Origin of the sequence: Kitasatospora sp. NPDC004745 (assembly GCF_042873275.1) — a bacterium.
Classification (GTDB): domain Bacteria; phylum Actinomycetota; class Actinomycetes; order Streptomycetales; family Streptomycetaceae; genus Kitasatospora.
On the sequence record NZ_JBIALK010000008.1, the window covers coordinates 240933 to 254593 of the forward strand.

Consider the following 13661-nt stretch of genomic DNA (forward strand, 5'->3'; position numbering starts at 1 on the left):
CCGGTCAGCCGCGGGCGAGCCCCAGCGAGCGCCTCAGGAACTCCACCTGGTGGTGGTGGATGTTCTCCGCCACCGACTCGTCGCTCGGGGTGTGGGTGGTGCCGCAGAGCGGGAGGACCTCGTGCGGGCGGCCGGCGGCGAGCAGGGCGCCGGACAGCCGCAGGGCGTGGACGGGCAGGACGTTGTCGTCGGCGAGGCCCTGCACCAGCAGCAGCGGGCGGACCAGCCGCGGCGCGTCGGCGATCAGCGAGCAGGCGTCGTAGTGCTCGGGGTGCTCGGCGGGGTGGCCGAGGAAGCGCTCCTGCCAGTGGGTGTCGTACAGCCGCTGGTCGGTGGGCGGCGCGCCGGCGACGGCCGCGTGGAAGACGTCCGGGCGGCGCAGCACGGCGAGCGCCGCGAGGTAGCCGCCGTAGGACCAGCCGCGGATGCCGACCCGGTCGAGGTCGAGCAGGCCGGGCCGCAGCCGGGCGGCCTGCCGCAGGCCGTCGACCTGGTCCTCCAGGGCGGGGCCGGCCTTGTCGCCCCGGACGCTCTTCTCCCAGTGCGGGCCGCGCCCCGGGGTGCCGCGGCCGTCGATGACCAGCACCGCGAAGCCCTGGTCGGCGTACCACTGCGCGAGCAGGTCGTACCACTGGCCGCCGGTGTCGACGATCTGCTGGGCGGGCCCGCCGTACGGGGCGAGCAGGACGGGCAGCGGCCCCGCACCGGCCCGGTGGCCGGTGGGCAGGTACAGCGCGGCGCGCAGGTCGCGCGGGCCGAGGCGGAGCAGCTCGGGCCGGGCGGTGAGCACCGGCGGCTGCGCGTAGGAGGTGAGCGGGAAGGCCCGGCCGTCGCGGTGGACGGTGCCGAGGCCGGCGGGGTGGCCCGCCCGGCGGGTGGTGAGCACCAGAGTGCCGGCGCGCCGGGTGCCGGTGTGCAGCCCCGGGCCCTCGCTGAGCCGCCGGACGCCCTCGGCCGGGTGGTGGCTCCAGAGGTGGGTCTCGACGGGATCGTCCTGGGCGGTGAAGAGCACCTGCTCGCCGTCCGTCCCGAGCACCCGGGCCAGCTGCAGCCCGGGCGGGGTGACGGGCACGCCGTCGACGGTGAGGTGCCGGGTGCCGTCGACGTCGGCGGCGTCGACGAGTGCTCCGGAGGCGGTGCGCACCGGCAGGCCGGGGACGAGTTCGACCCAGTGCTCGTCGCGCCGTTCGGCGAGCAGCCGGGTGGTGCCGTCCGGTTCGACGGCGAGGGTGCGCAGGGTGCGCTGGTCACGGCTCTGGACGGCGGCGTACGGGCCGTGCGCGTCCCAGCCGGCGGCGGTGAGGTACTCGTGGGCCTCGCGGTCCCAGCGGACCTCGGTGCGGCCGCCGTCGACGCCGAGCAGCCAGAGCGAGACCTCCGCGTTGGCGGTGCCGGCCAGCGGGTAGCGGATCGCGCGCGGCGGCCGCTGCGGCTCGGCCGGGTCGGCGAGGAAGAGCCGGCCGACCGGGCGCGGGTCGACGCGGGCGACCAGCAGCGCGGTGCCGTCCGGGGACCACCAGTGGCCGCGGTCGCGGTGCATCGACTCGGCGGCGACGTGCTCGGCGACGCCGTACGTCACCTCCTCGGCCTCCGGTTCGGCGAGCGCCCGATCGGGTCCGCCGTCGAGGTCGGCCACCCGCAGGGCGCCGTCGCAGGAGTAGGCGATCCGGCGGCCGGTCGGGTCGATCCGCGGGTCGTACACCCCGGGGGCGGTCGGCACAGCGCGGACGGTGCCCGCGGCGGTGTCGGCGAGCCAGAGGGAGCCGCCGAGGGTGAAGGCGGCGAGCCGGCCGGTGGCGTCGGTGCTGAAGGCGGTGATGCCGGAGCCCGCGACGCGGGCGCGTTCGCGGCGGATCCGTTCGGCCTCGGGGAGCCCGCCGCCGCCCTCGCCGAGCGCGGCCGGGTCGGCGACCAGGCGTTCCGCGCCGGTGGCGGTGTCGAGCGCCCAGAGCCGGGCGACCGGGTCGGTGCCGCCCCGGCTGCGCAGGAACAGGACGGTGGTGCCGTCGGCGGTGATCAGGGGCTGGGTGGGCGCGCCCAGGGTGAGGCGCCGGGTGCGGGCGAGCTGGCGGGGGAGGGAGTCGGTCGGCATGGCGGGCACCATAGGCAGACCGGGCCCGCCGCGGTCGAGTGGATTTCCGGACCCGCCGGTCGGGCCGTGCGGGCGGGCCGCGGGAGGTGGGGGAAAACGGCCGGGGCCGGCGCGGATCTCAGGAATCCGCACCGGCCCCGGAGCGTGTGCCCGGTCGTCAGGACGTCAGTGGACGTCGCCCATGAGCTTGACGACCCTCTTGCGGTACAGCCACAGCGCGACACCGGCGAGTATCGCCATGGCGCCCTGCACCGCGAAGTACGAGGTGCTGCCGACCACGTCGTCGCCCAGCACGAGCTGGAAGATGGCGGCGACGCAGTCACCCGCGGTGACGGCGAGGAACCAGACGCCCATCATCTGGCTGGCGTACTTGGTGGGCGCCAGCTTGGTGGTGACGGACAGGCCGACGGGGGAGAGCGTGAGCTCACCGACGGTCTGGACCAGGTAGACCATGGCCAGCCAGAGCGGGGTGACCTTGGTGCCGCCGGTGGCGGCGGCCATCGCCAGCATCATGACGATGAAGGAGGCGCCGATCATCAGCAGGCCGAAGGCGAACTTCGTGGTGGTGCTGGGGTTCTTCGACCGGCGGGCCAGGGCGACCCAGAACCAGGCGAAGACCGGGGCCAGCGCCATGATGTACAGCGGGTTGAGCGACTGGAACCAGCTGGACGGGAAGTCGAACCCGAACAGCGTGGACGCGGTGTGGTCGTCCGCGAAGATGCTCAGCGTCGAGCCGGACTGGTCGTAGATCATCCAGAACACGGCGGCGGCGACGAAGAACCAGATGTAGCCGCTCATCCGGGACTGCTCGGTGGCGTCGAGGTCCTTGTCGCGCTTCACCTTGGCGAAGACGAAGACCGGGATCGCGATGCCCGCGATGGACAGCGGCCAGAGCACCCAGTCGATGGTGAAGGAGCCGCTCGCGACGAGCGCGCCGTAGATGACCGCGGCGATGCCCAGCCAGATGCCGGCCTTCGTGAAGATCGCGCGCTTCTCGGCCGCGGAGATCGGCGAGGCGACGACGTCGCTCTTGGGGCTCAGGTGGCGGGTGCCGAGCAGGAACTGGCCGAGGCCGAGGGCCATGCCGACGCCGGCCAGGGCGAAGCCGAGGTGCCAGCTGACGTTCTGGCCGATGGTGCCGATGACCAGCGGGGCCGCGAAGGCGCCGAGGTTGATGCCCATGTAGAAGACGGTGAAGCCACCGTCACGGCGCGGGTCGTTCGGGCCGTCGTACAGGTGGCCGACCATCGTGGAGATGTTGGCCTTGAGCAGGCCGGAGCCGATCGCGATCAGGGCGAGGCCGGCGAAGAACGAGCCGCTGAACGGCACGGCCAGCAGGAAGTGGCCGATCATGATGATCGTGCCGCCGACCGCCACGGTCTTGCGGGCGCCGAGGAAGCGGTCCGCGATCCAGCCGCCGGGGAGGGCGAGCAGGTAGACCATCGCCGTGTAGACGCTGTAGATGGCGGTGGCGACGGCCATCTTCATGCCGAGGCCGCCGTCCGCGATGGAGGCGGTCATGTAGAGCACCAGCAGGGCGCGCATGCCGTAGTAGCTGAAGCGCTCCCACATCTCGCTCATGAAGAGAGTGGCGAGACCTCGGGGGTGGCCGAGGAAGGTCTTGCCGCTGGGAGAGGCCGACGCGAGGTCGGCGTCCAGGGTCGTAGACGCCATGTGTAGGGGTTCCTTGCCTGACAGCGTCCGCCAAGGGGGGTGGCGGCGGACGTGGACGGAACCACTCTACGTGGCCATATTTGGAGTTATCGGATGACAAAAGCCACGAATTAGGTATGGGAATGGTAAAGCCTGCAGAAGATCTGCCCGGTCTATCCATGGTAGACGGGCACCTCTTCCTTCGGTTTCAAGATCCAAAGGTGAATTCTTCGCCGAACGGGCGGTTGGCAACGGTCTGTTGAGTGCTAGGAAGTCCTTGTATAACGATCACACTCTGTGAACTACCTCACAAGGCGGTCGGGCATACCCCGGCGGACTACCATCACCACATGACCTGTGTGCTGCTCGCCGAGGACGATCCGGCGATCTCCGAACCGCTCGCCCGGGCCCTGCGACGTGAGGGCTACGAGGTGCTCGTCCGCGAGGACGGTCCGACCGCACTCGCCGCCGGCCTGACCGAGGAGGTCGACCTCGTCGTCCTCGACCTCGGGCTGCCCGAGATGGACGGCCTGGAGGTCTGCCGCCGCCTGCGCGCCGACGGCAAGAGCTGCCCCGTTCTGGTGCTCACCGCCCGTGCGGACGAGGTCGACACCGTGGTCGGCCTGGACGCCGGCGCCGACGACTACGTCACCAAGCCCTTCCGCCTGGCCGAACTGCTCGCCCGGGTCCGGGCCCTGCTCCGACGCGGCAACGTCGACCAGCTCACCACCGGCGCGCACGGCGTCAAGATCGACATCGAGTCCCACCGGGCCTGGCTCGGGGAGGAGGAGCTCACCCTCTCCGCCAAGGAGTTCGAGCTGCTGCGCGTGCTCGTCCGGGACGCCGGCCGGGTGGTCACCCGCGAGGAGATCATGCGGCAGGTCTGGGACACCACCTGGTGGACCTCCACCAAGACCCTCGACATGCACATCTCCTGGCTCCGCAAGAAGCTCGGCGACGACGCGGCGAACCCGCGCTACATCGCCACCGTGCGCGGGGTGGGCTTCCGGTTCGAGAAGAATTAGCCCCGTACGGAGATCGCGGCCGGGCACCGGCCGGTGGAGCAGCACACCTCGGGGAGCGGCAGCGTGAAACGCCGGATGATCAACTCGCTGCTGGGCGTCGTCCTGGTGGTGGTCGTGGTGTTCTGCGTCCCGCTCGCCCTCGTCGAGAAGCGCACCATCGTCAACTCGGCCCAGGACCGGGTGGACGCGGCCGCCGTCCGGGTGCTCGCGCTCGTCGAGAACCGGCTGAACGCCGGCGAACCGGTCACCGGCCGGGCCTTCGACAACCAGGTCACCGAGGGCAGCTACGTCGAGGTGCAGATCCCCGGCCAGGAGGTCGTCTCCACCGGTGAGCGGCCGGCCGGGGACCACCTGCTGAAGGCCGTCGAGCGTGGCAACAGCGGCGAGGTCGTCACCGTCGAGCAGTCCCGCGAGGACGTCGACCACCAGATCGCCAACATGCTGCTGCTGCTCGGCGTGGTCGCCCTGCTGGCCGTCCAGGCCGCGGTGGCGCTCGCCGTCTGGCAGGCCAAGCGGCTCGCCCGCCCGCTCACCGACCTCGCCGAGACCGCCGAACGGCTCGGCTCGGGGGACCCGCGACCGCGCGACCGCCGCTACGGGGTGCCCGAGCTCGACCGGGTCGCCGAGGTGCTGGACACCAGCGCCGAACGGATCGCCCGGATGCTCACCGCCGAACGCCGGCTCGCCGCCGACGCCTCGCACCAGCTGCGCACCCCGCTCACCGCGCTCTCCATGCGGCTGGAGGAGATCACCGCCCTCGCCGAGGAGCCGGAGACCGTCAAGGAGGAGGCGACCATCGCCCTCCAGCAGGTCGAGCGGCTCACCGACGTCGTCCAGCGGCTGCTCACCACCCAGCGCGACCCGCGCAGCCCCACCGCCGTCGCCTTCGACCTGGACGAGGTGATCAAGCAGCAGGTGGAGGAGTGGGGCCCGTCGCTGCGCGAGACCGGCCGGGTGCTGTCCCTGGAGGGCCTGCACGGGGTCACCGCGGTCGGCACCCCGGGGACGGTCGCCCAGGTGCTGGCCACCCTGATCGAGAACTCGCTGATGCACGGCGCCGGGACGATCACCCTGCGGGTGCGGCCCTCCGGCACCTCGGTGGTGGTCGAGGTGCAGGACCAGGGCGCCGGCGTGCCGCCGGACCTCGGCAACCGGGTGTTCGAACGCGCGGTCAGCGGCCGCAACTCGACCGGCATCGGCCTCGCCGTCGCCCGCGACCTCGCGGAGGCGGACGGCGGCCGGCTCGAACTGCTCTCGCTGCGGCCGCCGGTGTTCGCGATCTTCCTCGGCCGCAGCCAGACGGACTGATCACCGGGGCGGGAGCCGCGGCCGTCAGCCGGGCATCATGCCGAGCTGGCGCATCAGGCCCATGACGTCCCACTGCCACCAGCCCTCGCAGATCATCCCCTGCTCGAAGCGGAAGGTCGTCGTGCCGCGGCCGGTGACGGACCGGCCGGTGTTCGTGGTGCCCATGAAGTCGGCCTTCTGGGTGGCGCGCCAGGTCCACCGGGTGGCGACCTCGTCGCCCTCGGCGATCTGGCTCTCCACGTCGAAGGTGAAGTCGAAGGCGGCGAGGTAGCCGCTGCAGCGCTCCTTGAAGGCCGCCCGGCCGACGGCGTCGCCCTCGCTGGCATAGTCGTGGTCGCGGTAGCCGGCGGTCATGCACTCGTCGATCACGCCGAGGTCGCCCGCGGCCAGCCCGTCGAGCACCCGGCCCGCGGTGGCCTTGTTGAACGCCGCGTCACGGACCACGTCGAGGTCGGTGAAGGTCGGCGGTGCGTCGCAGAGCGCGACCATCTCGCGGAAGATCCGGTCGGTCTCGGGCAGGCCCGAGTTCCTCATCGCCTCCTCGTACGAGGCGAACTCGACGATCTCCACGACGTGCTTGCTGTCGGCGCGGTCGGTGGCGACCACCGCGTGGCCGGCCGTCCGCCGGCCCCTGGTCTGCTCGGCCCAGCTGTCCATCAGCCGGTTGAGGTCGTCGAGCCTGTCGGTCCTGCAGTCGATGATCTGGACGAACGCCATGGCGATCCTCCCGGGGACCCCCCTCGGCCTCGATCGTCCGCCTGCCGCGCTCGCCCTCGGTCACCACTGTCCTCCGGCGGACGGCGGTCCGGCAAGCGGGGGGCCTACTCGGCCTTGGCGTACCGGATCTGCTCGGCGGCCAGCATCATCTCGGCCTGCTCGGCGAGCTCCTGCCCGCTGGCGGCGTCCGCCGGCTGCCCCGTCCCGGGCAGCTCCTTGAACACCCAGGTCCGGTAGGAGACGAAGCGGAAGACGGTGGCCACCGCGAGGCCGGCGACCTTGGCGCCCAGCTGCTCGTAGTGCGAGTCCAGGCCCAGCACGTACACCGAGAAGCCGAGCACGCCGGTCTCGATCAGCATGCCGATGCCGCTGTAGACCAGGAAGAGGGTGATCTCGCGCTTGCGCGAGGCGGCGTCGCGGTCGCGGTACAGCCAGTAGCGGTAGCCGAGGTAGTTGCTGGCGATGGCGACCAGGGTGGCCGCGATGTTGGACCGCAGCGAGGCCAGGTGCAGGCCGTTGATGCAGATCCAGAAGACGGCGAAGTTGACCACCACGCCACTCAGGCCGACCAGGCCGAACTTCACCACTTCGCCCGAGAGCCCGCGCAGTTTCTGCGCGAGCGAGGTGCTCGAAGCTGCGGTCGTCGCCATACCGGGCTGCCTCCATGTGCGTGCGGGTCGAGAGGGCGGATCGCGGCATCGCGGTCGTCCCTTGAGCCCTGCGTGCACGCACATGATCGGACCGCGTAGACCAGGACCTAGCCGTCCAGGCTACCCGCTTCCGCCGAACGGCTCAGCCGCGAGGGCGCCGGGTTGACATCTACGCGCGTCCGCTCCATGCCGCCCACCAGCGGCTCCACCACCCCCGACCGGCCCGGATATCCTGGCGGCGTGACTTCCCCGGGCAATGTGAATTTTCCAGTGGTGGGCATGATCGGCGGCGGGCAACTGGCCCGCATGGCACACCAGGCGGGCATCCCGCTCGGAGTCAGGTTCAAACTCCTCGCCGACACGCCCCAGGACTCCGCCGCGCAGGTGGTCTCCGACGTCGTCCTCGGTGACTACCGCGACCTCGACACGCTGCGCCGCTTCGCGGCCGGCTGCGACGTGGTGACCTTCGACCACGAGCACGTCCCCACCGAGCACCTGCGGGCCCTGGAGGCCGACGGCATCGCCGTCCGCCCCGGCCCGGACGCGCTCGTCAACGCCCAGGACAAGGGCGTCATGCGGGCCAGGCTCGACTCCATCGGCGTGCCCTGCCCCCGGCACCGGATCGTCGCCGACCCGGCCGACGTCACCGCGTTCGCCGCGGAGGGCGACGGCTACCCCGTCGTGCTGAAGACCGTCCGCGGCGGCTACGACGGCAAGGGCGTCTGGGTCGTCGACGGCGAGGAGGAGGCGGCCGCGCCGTTCCTCGCCGGCGTCGCCGTGCTGGCCGAGGAGAAGGTCGACTTCGTCCGCGAGCTCGCCGCCAACGTCGTGCGCTCGCCCAGCGGCCAGGCCGTCGCCTACCCGGTGGTGGAGAGCGTCCAGGAGGACGGCGTCTGCGCCGAGGTCACCGCCCCCGCGCCCGACCTCGACCCCGCCCTCTCCGACGAGGCCCAGCAGCTCGCCCTGCGGATCGCCGGCGAACTCGGCATCGTCGGCCACCTCGCCGTCGAGCTGTTCCAGACCCGGGACGGCCGGATCCTGGTCAACGAGCTCGCCATGCGCCCGCACAACTCCGGGCACTGGACCCAGGACGGCGCGGTCACCTCGCAGTTCGAGAACCACCTGCGGGCCGTCCTCGACCTCCCGCTCGGCGACCCGAGGCCGCGCGCCCGGTGGACCGTGATGGTCAACGTCCTGGGCGGCGACTACCCGGACATGTACCACGCCTTCCTGCACTGCATGGCCCGCGACCCCGGGCTGAAGATCCACATGTACGGGAAGGACGTGAAGCCCGGCCGCAAGGTCGGCCACGTCAACGTCTTCGGGGACGACCTCGACGACGTCCGCGAGCGAGCCCGCCACGCGGCCGCCTACCTGCGAGGAACGATCACCGAATGACATCCCCGGTTGTTGGCATCGTCATGGGCTCGGACTCCGACTGGCCCGTCATGGAGGCCGCCGCCCAGGCCCTCGACGAGTTCGAGATCCCCTACGAGGTCGACGTCGTCTCGGCGCACCGGATGCCGCGCGAGATGGTCGCCTACGGCGAGAACGCCCACCGGCGCGGCCTGAAGGCGATCATCGCGGGCGCCGGCGGCGCGGCCCACCTGCCCGGCATGCTCGCCTCCGTCACCCCGCTGCCGGTCATCGGCGTGCCGGTGCCGCTGCGCTACCTCGACGGCATGGACAGCCTGCTCTCCATCGTCCAGATGCCGGCCGGCGTGCCGGTCGCGACCGTCTCGGTGGCCGGCGCGCGCAACGCCGGCCTGCTCGCCGTGCGCATGCTCGCGGCCTTCGACCCCGAGCTGACCGAGCGGATGACCGAGTTCCAGGCCGAGCTGAACAACCAGGCCACCGAGAAGGGCAAGAAGCTCCGGGCCAAGGTGGCCGGATCCTCCTCCTTCGGCTTCGGCAAGTAGTCCGACCACCGGGGCGGGTGGGGTAGAACGGCTCACATGACTTCTGAGCCGGACTCCCCCGCCCCGCTGGACCGCGCCCGGGCCCTGCTGCGCACCGCCCCCGTGGTGGACGGCCACAACGACCTCCCGTGGGCCATGCGCGAACAGGCCGGGTACGACCTCGGCGCGCTCGACCTCGCCGCCGACCAGAGCGACCGCCTGCACACCGACCTCGCCCGCCTCGCGGAGGGCGGGGTCGGCGCCCAGTTCTGGTCCGTCTACGTGCCCACCCGGCTGGCCGGCGACCACGCGGTGAGCGCCACCCTGGAGCAGATCGACTTCGTCCACGCCCTGGTCGAGCGCTACCCCGACCGGCTCCGGCTCGCCCGCACCGCCGACGACATGGAGGCCGCCCGCGCCGAGGGCCGGATCGCCTCCCTGATGGGCGCCGAGGGCGGCCACTCCATCGACTGCTCGCTCGCCACCCTGCGGGCCCTCTACGAGCTCGGCGTGCGCTACCTGACGCTCACCCACAACGACAACACCCCGTGGGCGGACTCCGCGACCGACGAGCCGGCGGCCGGCGGCCTGACCCGCTTCGGCGAGGAGGTCGTCCGGGAGATGAACCGGCTCGGCATGCTCGTCGACCTCTCGCACGTCTCCGCCGACACCATGCGCGACGCCCTGCGGGTCACCGAGGCCCCGGTGGTGTTCTCGCACTCCTCCGCCCGCGCCGTCTGCGACCACCCGCGCAACGTCCCCGACGACGTGCTCGCCCAGCTGCCCGCCAACGGCGGCGTGGCGATGGCCACCTTCGTGCCCAAGTTCATCCTGCCCGCCGCCATCGAGTGGACCCTCGCCGCCGACGCCAACATGCGTGCCCACGGCTTCCACCCGCTCGACACCACGCCGGCCGCGATGGACCGTCAGCGCGCCTTCGAGGCCGACAACCCGCGGCCGGCCGCCACCGCGGCCACCGTCGCCGACCACCTCGACCACATGCGCGAGGTCGCCGGCATCGACCACATCGGCATCGGCGGGGACTTCGACGGCACCGCCTTCCTGCCCGAGGGCCTGGACTCGGTGGCCGGCTACCCCAACCTGGTCGCCGAGCTGCTGCGCCGCCGCTGGTCCGAGGGCGACCTCGCCAAGCTCACCTGGCACAACGCCGTCCGCGTGCTGCGCGACGCCGAGTCGGCCGCCGCCGGGCTGCGGGCGCGCCGCCGCCCGTCCATCGCCACCATCGCGCAGCTGGACGGCGCCGGGGACGGGGAGGCCTGACCCGACCGTCCGGCTCGACGGTGCCGACCCGCGCCGACCCGTGCTGACGGCGGCCGGGAATGGCCGGGGCCGCGGTGGCGCTGGCTCCGGTGAGTTCCCGGCTGCGAGGAGGCAGGACATGTACGGCGACCCGGAGACGGTCCGGAGGATCCTTACCGAGCTGGGTGACACCTGGGCCGTCGTGGGCCTCTCGTCCAACCGGCGGCGAGCGGCGTACGGCGTCGCCGAGGTGCTGCAGCGCTTCGGCAAGCGGATCGTGCCGGTGCACCCGAAGGCGGAGACGGTGCACGGCGAGCAGGGGTACGCCTCGCTCGCGGACGTCCCGTTCGAGGTCGACGTGGTGGACGTCTTCGTCCGCTCGGACCTCGCCGGCGGGGTCGCGGACGAGGCGGCCGCGATCGGCGCCGCGGCCGTCTGGTTCCAGCTCGGCGTGGTCGACGAGGCCGCGTACGAGCGGACGCGGGCGGCGGGGCTCGCGATGGTGATGGACAAGTGCCCCGCCATCGAGATCCCCCGCCTCGGCCTGGCCGGCCGGTTCGGCTAGCGCCCGTCCGGCGGACGCGGGCGGATCCCGGAGATCAGCGCGGCGGCCCGGGCGGCGGTGCGGACGGCGGCGGGGGAGGCGCCCGGTCGTGGTCCGCACCGCTCCCGTCCGGCGCCGGGCCGGCCCGCCGCGCGCGGTCCTCGTGACGGCTCCCGGGGACGGCGTTCCCGGGCGAGAGCTGAACGGCGAGCCGCCACAGGACGCCGAGCACCACGAGCCCGGCCACCAGGAAGAACGCGGCCAGCGCGACCCTGACGAGCCACTCGTCGGAGGTCACGAGGGAGGCCGAGGTGAACTCGACCGTGAGCCCCAGCGCGGCGTAGTACAGGAGTCGCACCATCGAGCCGGCGAAGGAGTGCAGGGGGTAGAGGAGGAGCACCAGCCTCGTCCTCGTCCGGAACGGGGTCGGTTCGCCCCGCGGCGCCTCGGCCTCCGGTGTCTGCAGGGCCCGGAGCTGGTCCTCCAGGTACCCGGCGGCCCAGGCCCGCGCCTGGGCGGCGTCCGCCCCCGGGGCGACGGCCGCGTAGGTGCTGAACCACTGGCCGAGGAAGCCGAGGTAGGCCTGCGCCTCGTCCAGCTGCTGCCGCCGCCTGGTCGCGGCGCTCCGCCGGGCGCGCCAGTCCCGCAACCAGAGCCCCGCGGCGCCGAGGAGCGCGGCCACGACGGCCGGGAGCGCCGACGTCACCACGTCGTGGACGACGCTCGACGCGTCCGCTGCGGCCATGCCCTCACCTCATCCGGCCCGCTCCGGTGACGGTGGAGCCGACGCCCGGTGCGACGAGCATCCGGCGCGCCGGGCGGCGGTGCCAACGAGGATGAGCCATCCGGCCGCCCCCGCGACCGGCGGTGGGGGCGCCGTCAGCTGGGGCGGCCGAGGGCGCGGTACGTCCAGCCCGCGGCGCGCCAGGCCTCGGCGTCCAGCACGTTGCGGCCGTCGAGCAGTCGCCGCTCGGCGACGACGGCGCCCAGCGCCGCCGGGTCCAGCTCGCGGAACTCGCTCCACTCGGTCAGGTGCAGGACGACGTGGGCGCCCTCGGCGGCCTCCAGGGCCGAGGAGGCGTAGGCGAGCGAGGGGAACATCTTGCGGGCGTTGTCCACGGCCTTGGGGTCGTAGACGGTGACCTGGGCGCCCTGGAGCTGGATCTGGGCGGCGACGTTGAGCGCGGGGGAGTCCCGGATGTCGTCCGAGTTGGGCTTGAACGCGGCGCCCAGGACGGCCACCCGGCGGCCCAGGAAGCCGCCGTCGCACTGCTCGCGGGCCAGTTCGACCATCCGGGAGCGGCGGCGCATGTTGATCGAGTCGACCTCGCGCAGGAAGGTCAGCGCCTGGTCGGCGCCGAGCTCGCCGGCCCGGGCCATGAAGGCGCGGATGTCCTTGGGCAGGCAGCCGCCGCCGAAGCCGAGGCCGGAGTTGAGGAACTTGCCGCCGATCCGCTCGTCGTGGGCGAGGGCCTTGCTGAGCTGGGTGACGTCCGCGCCGGCCGCCTCGCAGACCTCGGCCATCGCGTTGATGAAGGAGATCTTGGTGGCCAGGAAGGAGTTGGCGGCGGCCTTGACCAGTTCGGCGGTCGCGTAGTCGGTGACCATGAACGGCACCCCGGCCGCGATCGGCTCGGCGTACACCTCGCGCAGCAGCCGCTCGGCGTTCTCGCTGTGGGCGCCGACGACGATCCGGTCCGGCCGCAGGGTGTCCCGGACGGCGAAGCCCTCGCGCAGGAACTCCGGGTTCCAGGCGAGTTCGGCGCCCGCGCCGACCGGAGCCAGGGCGGCCAGCCGCTCGGCCAGCCGGCTCGCCGAGCCGACCGGCACGGTGGACTTGCCGACCACCAGGACCGGGCGGGTCAGGTACGGCGCGAGGTCGTCGATGGCGGTGTCCACGTAGGACATGTCGGCCGCGAACTCGCCCTTGCGCTGGGGGGTGTTGACGCAGATGAACTGCACGTCACCGAACTCGGCGGCCTCCTGGACGGAGCTGGTGAAGCGCAGCCGGCCGGTCGAGCCCTCGTGCCCGGCCACGTGCTTGAGCAGCAGCTCGGACAGGCCCGGCTCGTACATCGGCACCCGGCCGGCGGTCAGCGTGGCGATCTTGTCGGGGTCGATGTCCAGGCCCAGCACCTCGAAGCCGAACTCGGCCATCGCGGCGGCGTGCGTGGCGCCGAGGTAGCCGGTGCCGATCACGGAGATGCGGAGGGTCACGGGTTCCCCTTTGTGCGGACTCGACCTGTACGGGTGCACCTGATGCTATCCGCCCGCCGGAGTCGGCAGGGATCGCCCGGTCACGGGGAACGCTAGGCAGCCGCAGGTCGGAGCCCTAGGATCTCTACTGAACGGTAGTTAACCCGAATTGACTTCGACCACTGGCGAGGCGGGCAACATGGCGGGCGGCGCAGGCGCGGCTGACTTCGATCTCTTCCGTATCTCCGAGGAGCACGGGATGCTCCGTGAGGCGGTGCGTTCGCTGGCCGAGGCGAAGATCGCTCCGTTCGCGGCGGA

The 13661-nt window shown here is 72.7% G+C and carries 12 protein-coding genes and 1 pseudogene; 7 read left to right on the forward strand and 6 right to left on the reverse strand.

All coding sequences use genetic code 11. From position 1 onward, the window contains the following. Nucleotides 1-4 precede the first annotated feature (4 nt). Together ACFYUY_RS17170 and ACFYUY_RS17175 are read right to left on the reverse strand one after the other, a co-directional pair. Complete coding sequence (locus tag ACFYUY_RS17170; protein ID WP_387901300.1) at nucleotides 5-2092, reverse strand: prolyl oligopeptidase family serine peptidase; 2088 nt, start codon at nucleotides 2090-2092, stop codon at nucleotides 5-7. A gap of 165 nt (nucleotides 2093-2257) precedes the next feature. Continuing rightward, a complete protein-coding gene (locus ACFYUY_RS17175) occupies nucleotides 2258-3766 on the reverse strand; it encodes an oligopeptide:H+ symporter (RefSeq protein ID WP_360216260.1) in 1509 nt (502 codons plus the stop codon). 329 nt (nucleotides 3767-4095) lie between these two features. Here ACFYUY_RS17175 and ACFYUY_RS17180 point away from each other — a divergent pair, with 329 nt between their 5' ends. Both ACFYUY_RS17180 and ACFYUY_RS17185 read left to right on the forward strand, forming a co-directional pair. Then, nucleotides 4096-4770 carry a response regulator transcription factor gene (locus ACFYUY_RS17180; protein ID WP_030290974.1) on the forward strand — a complete coding sequence of 225 codons (675 nt, stop codon included), beginning with the start codon at nucleotides 4096-4098 and terminating at the stop codon, nucleotides 4768-4770. Between the two features lie 63 nt (nucleotides 4771-4833). Beyond that, entirely contained in the window at nucleotides 4834-6078 is a 1245-nt protein-coding gene (locus ACFYUY_RS17185; protein ID WP_360216257.1) for an ATP-binding protein, read from the forward strand. 24 nt (nucleotides 6079-6102) lie between these two features. Here ACFYUY_RS17185 and ACFYUY_RS17190 read toward each other — a convergent pair whose 3' ends face one another. Both ACFYUY_RS17190 and ACFYUY_RS17195 read right to left on the reverse strand, forming a co-directional pair. After that, a complete protein-coding gene (locus ACFYUY_RS17190) occupies nucleotides 6103-6795 on the reverse strand; it encodes an ester cyclase (protein WP_360216254.1) in 693 nt (230 codons plus the stop codon). 104 nt (nucleotides 6796-6899) lie between these two features. Next, nucleotides 6900-7445: a GtrA family protein gene (locus tag ACFYUY_RS17195; RefSeq protein ID WP_360216252.1), complete on the reverse strand. Its 546-nt coding sequence runs from the start codon at nucleotides 7443-7445 to the stop codon at nucleotides 6900-6902. A 258-nt stretch (nucleotides 7446-7703) separates the two neighbouring features. Between ACFYUY_RS17195 and ACFYUY_RS17200 the strand changes: the two genes are divergently transcribed. The 4 genes from ACFYUY_RS17200 to ACFYUY_RS17215 all read left to right on the forward strand — a co-directional run bounded on the left by ACFYUY_RS17200 (nucleotide 7704) and on the right by ACFYUY_RS17215 (nucleotide 11168). Continuing rightward, nucleotides 7704-8843 (forward strand): 5-(carboxyamino)imidazole ribonucleotide synthase, encoded by a 1140-nt coding sequence (locus ACFYUY_RS17200; RefSeq protein ID WP_360216250.1) that lies wholly within the window; start codon nucleotides 7704-7706, stop codon nucleotides 8841-8843. Further along, the gene (gene purE / locus ACFYUY_RS17205; RefSeq protein ID WP_360216248.1) at nucleotides 8840-9364 is read left to right on the forward strand and encodes a 5-(carboxyamino)imidazole ribonucleotide mutase; all 525 of its coding nucleotides are present in this window, start codon (nucleotides 8840-8842) and stop codon (nucleotides 9362-9364) included. Before ACFYUY_RS17200 ends, purE begins: the two co-directional genes overlap by 4 nt. A 36-nt stretch (nucleotides 9365-9400) precedes the next feature. Continuing rightward, a complete protein-coding gene (locus tag ACFYUY_RS17210) occupies nucleotides 9401-10624 on the forward strand; it encodes a dipeptidase (RefSeq protein ID WP_387901305.1) in 1224 nt (407 codons plus the stop codon). Nucleotides 10625-10742: 118 nt separating this feature from the next. Continuing rightward, entirely contained in the window at nucleotides 10743-11168 is a 426-nt protein-coding gene (locus tag ACFYUY_RS17215) for a CoA-binding protein (protein WP_360216243.1), read from the forward strand. A gap of 34 nt (nucleotides 11169-11202) precedes the next feature. On the opposite strand, the gene ACFYUY_RS17220 is transcribed toward ACFYUY_RS17215, so the two are convergent. Together ACFYUY_RS17220 and ACFYUY_RS17225 are read right to left on the reverse strand one after the other, a co-directional pair. Beyond that, complete coding sequence (locus tag ACFYUY_RS17220; protein WP_360216240.1) at nucleotides 11203-11892, reverse strand: hypothetical protein; 690 nt, start codon at nucleotides 11890-11892, stop codon at nucleotides 11203-11205. Between the two features lie 134 nt (nucleotides 11893-12026). Beyond that, nucleotides 12027-13364 carry a UDP-glucose/GDP-mannose dehydrogenase family protein gene (locus ACFYUY_RS17225; protein ID WP_360216237.1) on the reverse strand — a complete coding sequence of 446 codons (1338 nt, stop codon included), beginning with the start codon at nucleotides 13362-13364 and terminating at the stop codon, nucleotides 12027-12029. A 178-nt stretch (nucleotides 13365-13542) separates the two neighbouring features. Between ACFYUY_RS17225 and ACFYUY_RS17230 the strand changes: the two are divergent. After that, nucleotides 13543-13661: pseudogene (locus ACFYUY_RS17230) on the forward strand (acyl-CoA dehydrogenase); the annotation flags it as partial.

Excerpts from the sequence above, each read along its gene's own strand:
- ACFYUY_RS17170 (WP_387901300.1), bottom strand. The coding sequence starts at position 2,092 with ATGCCGACCGACTCCCTCCCCCGCCAGCTCGCCCGCACCCGGCGCCTC.
- ACFYUY_RS17175 (WP_360216260.1), bottom strand. The coding sequence starts at position 3,766 with ATGGCGTCTACGACCCTGGACGCCGACCTCGCGTCGGCCTCTCCCAGC.
- ACFYUY_RS17180 (WP_030290974.1), top strand. The coding sequence starts at position 4,096 with ATGACCTGTGTGCTGCTCGCCGAGGACGATCCGGCGATCTCCGAACCG.
- ACFYUY_RS17190 (WP_360216254.1), bottom strand. The coding sequence starts at position 6,795 with ATGGCGTTCGTCCAGATCATCGACTGCAGGACCGACAGGCTCGACGAC.
- ACFYUY_RS17195 (WP_360216252.1), bottom strand. The coding sequence starts at position 7,445 with ATGGCGACGACCGCAGCTTCGAGCACCTCGCTCGCGCAGAAACTGCGC.
- purE (WP_360216248.1), top strand. The coding sequence starts at position 8,840 with ATGACATCCCCGGTTGTTGGCATCGTCATGGGCTCGGACTCCGACTGG.
- ACFYUY_RS17210 (WP_387901305.1), top strand. The coding sequence starts at position 9,401 with ATGACTTCTGAGCCGGACTCCCCCGCCCCGCTGGACCGCGCCCGGGCC.
- ACFYUY_RS17215 (WP_360216243.1), top strand. The coding sequence starts at position 10,743 with ATGTACGGCGACCCGGAGACGGTCCGGAGGATCCTTACCGAGCTGGGT.
- ACFYUY_RS17220 (WP_360216240.1), bottom strand. The coding sequence starts at position 11,892 with ATGGCCGCAGCGGACGCGTCGAGCGTCGTCCACGACGTGGTGACGTCG.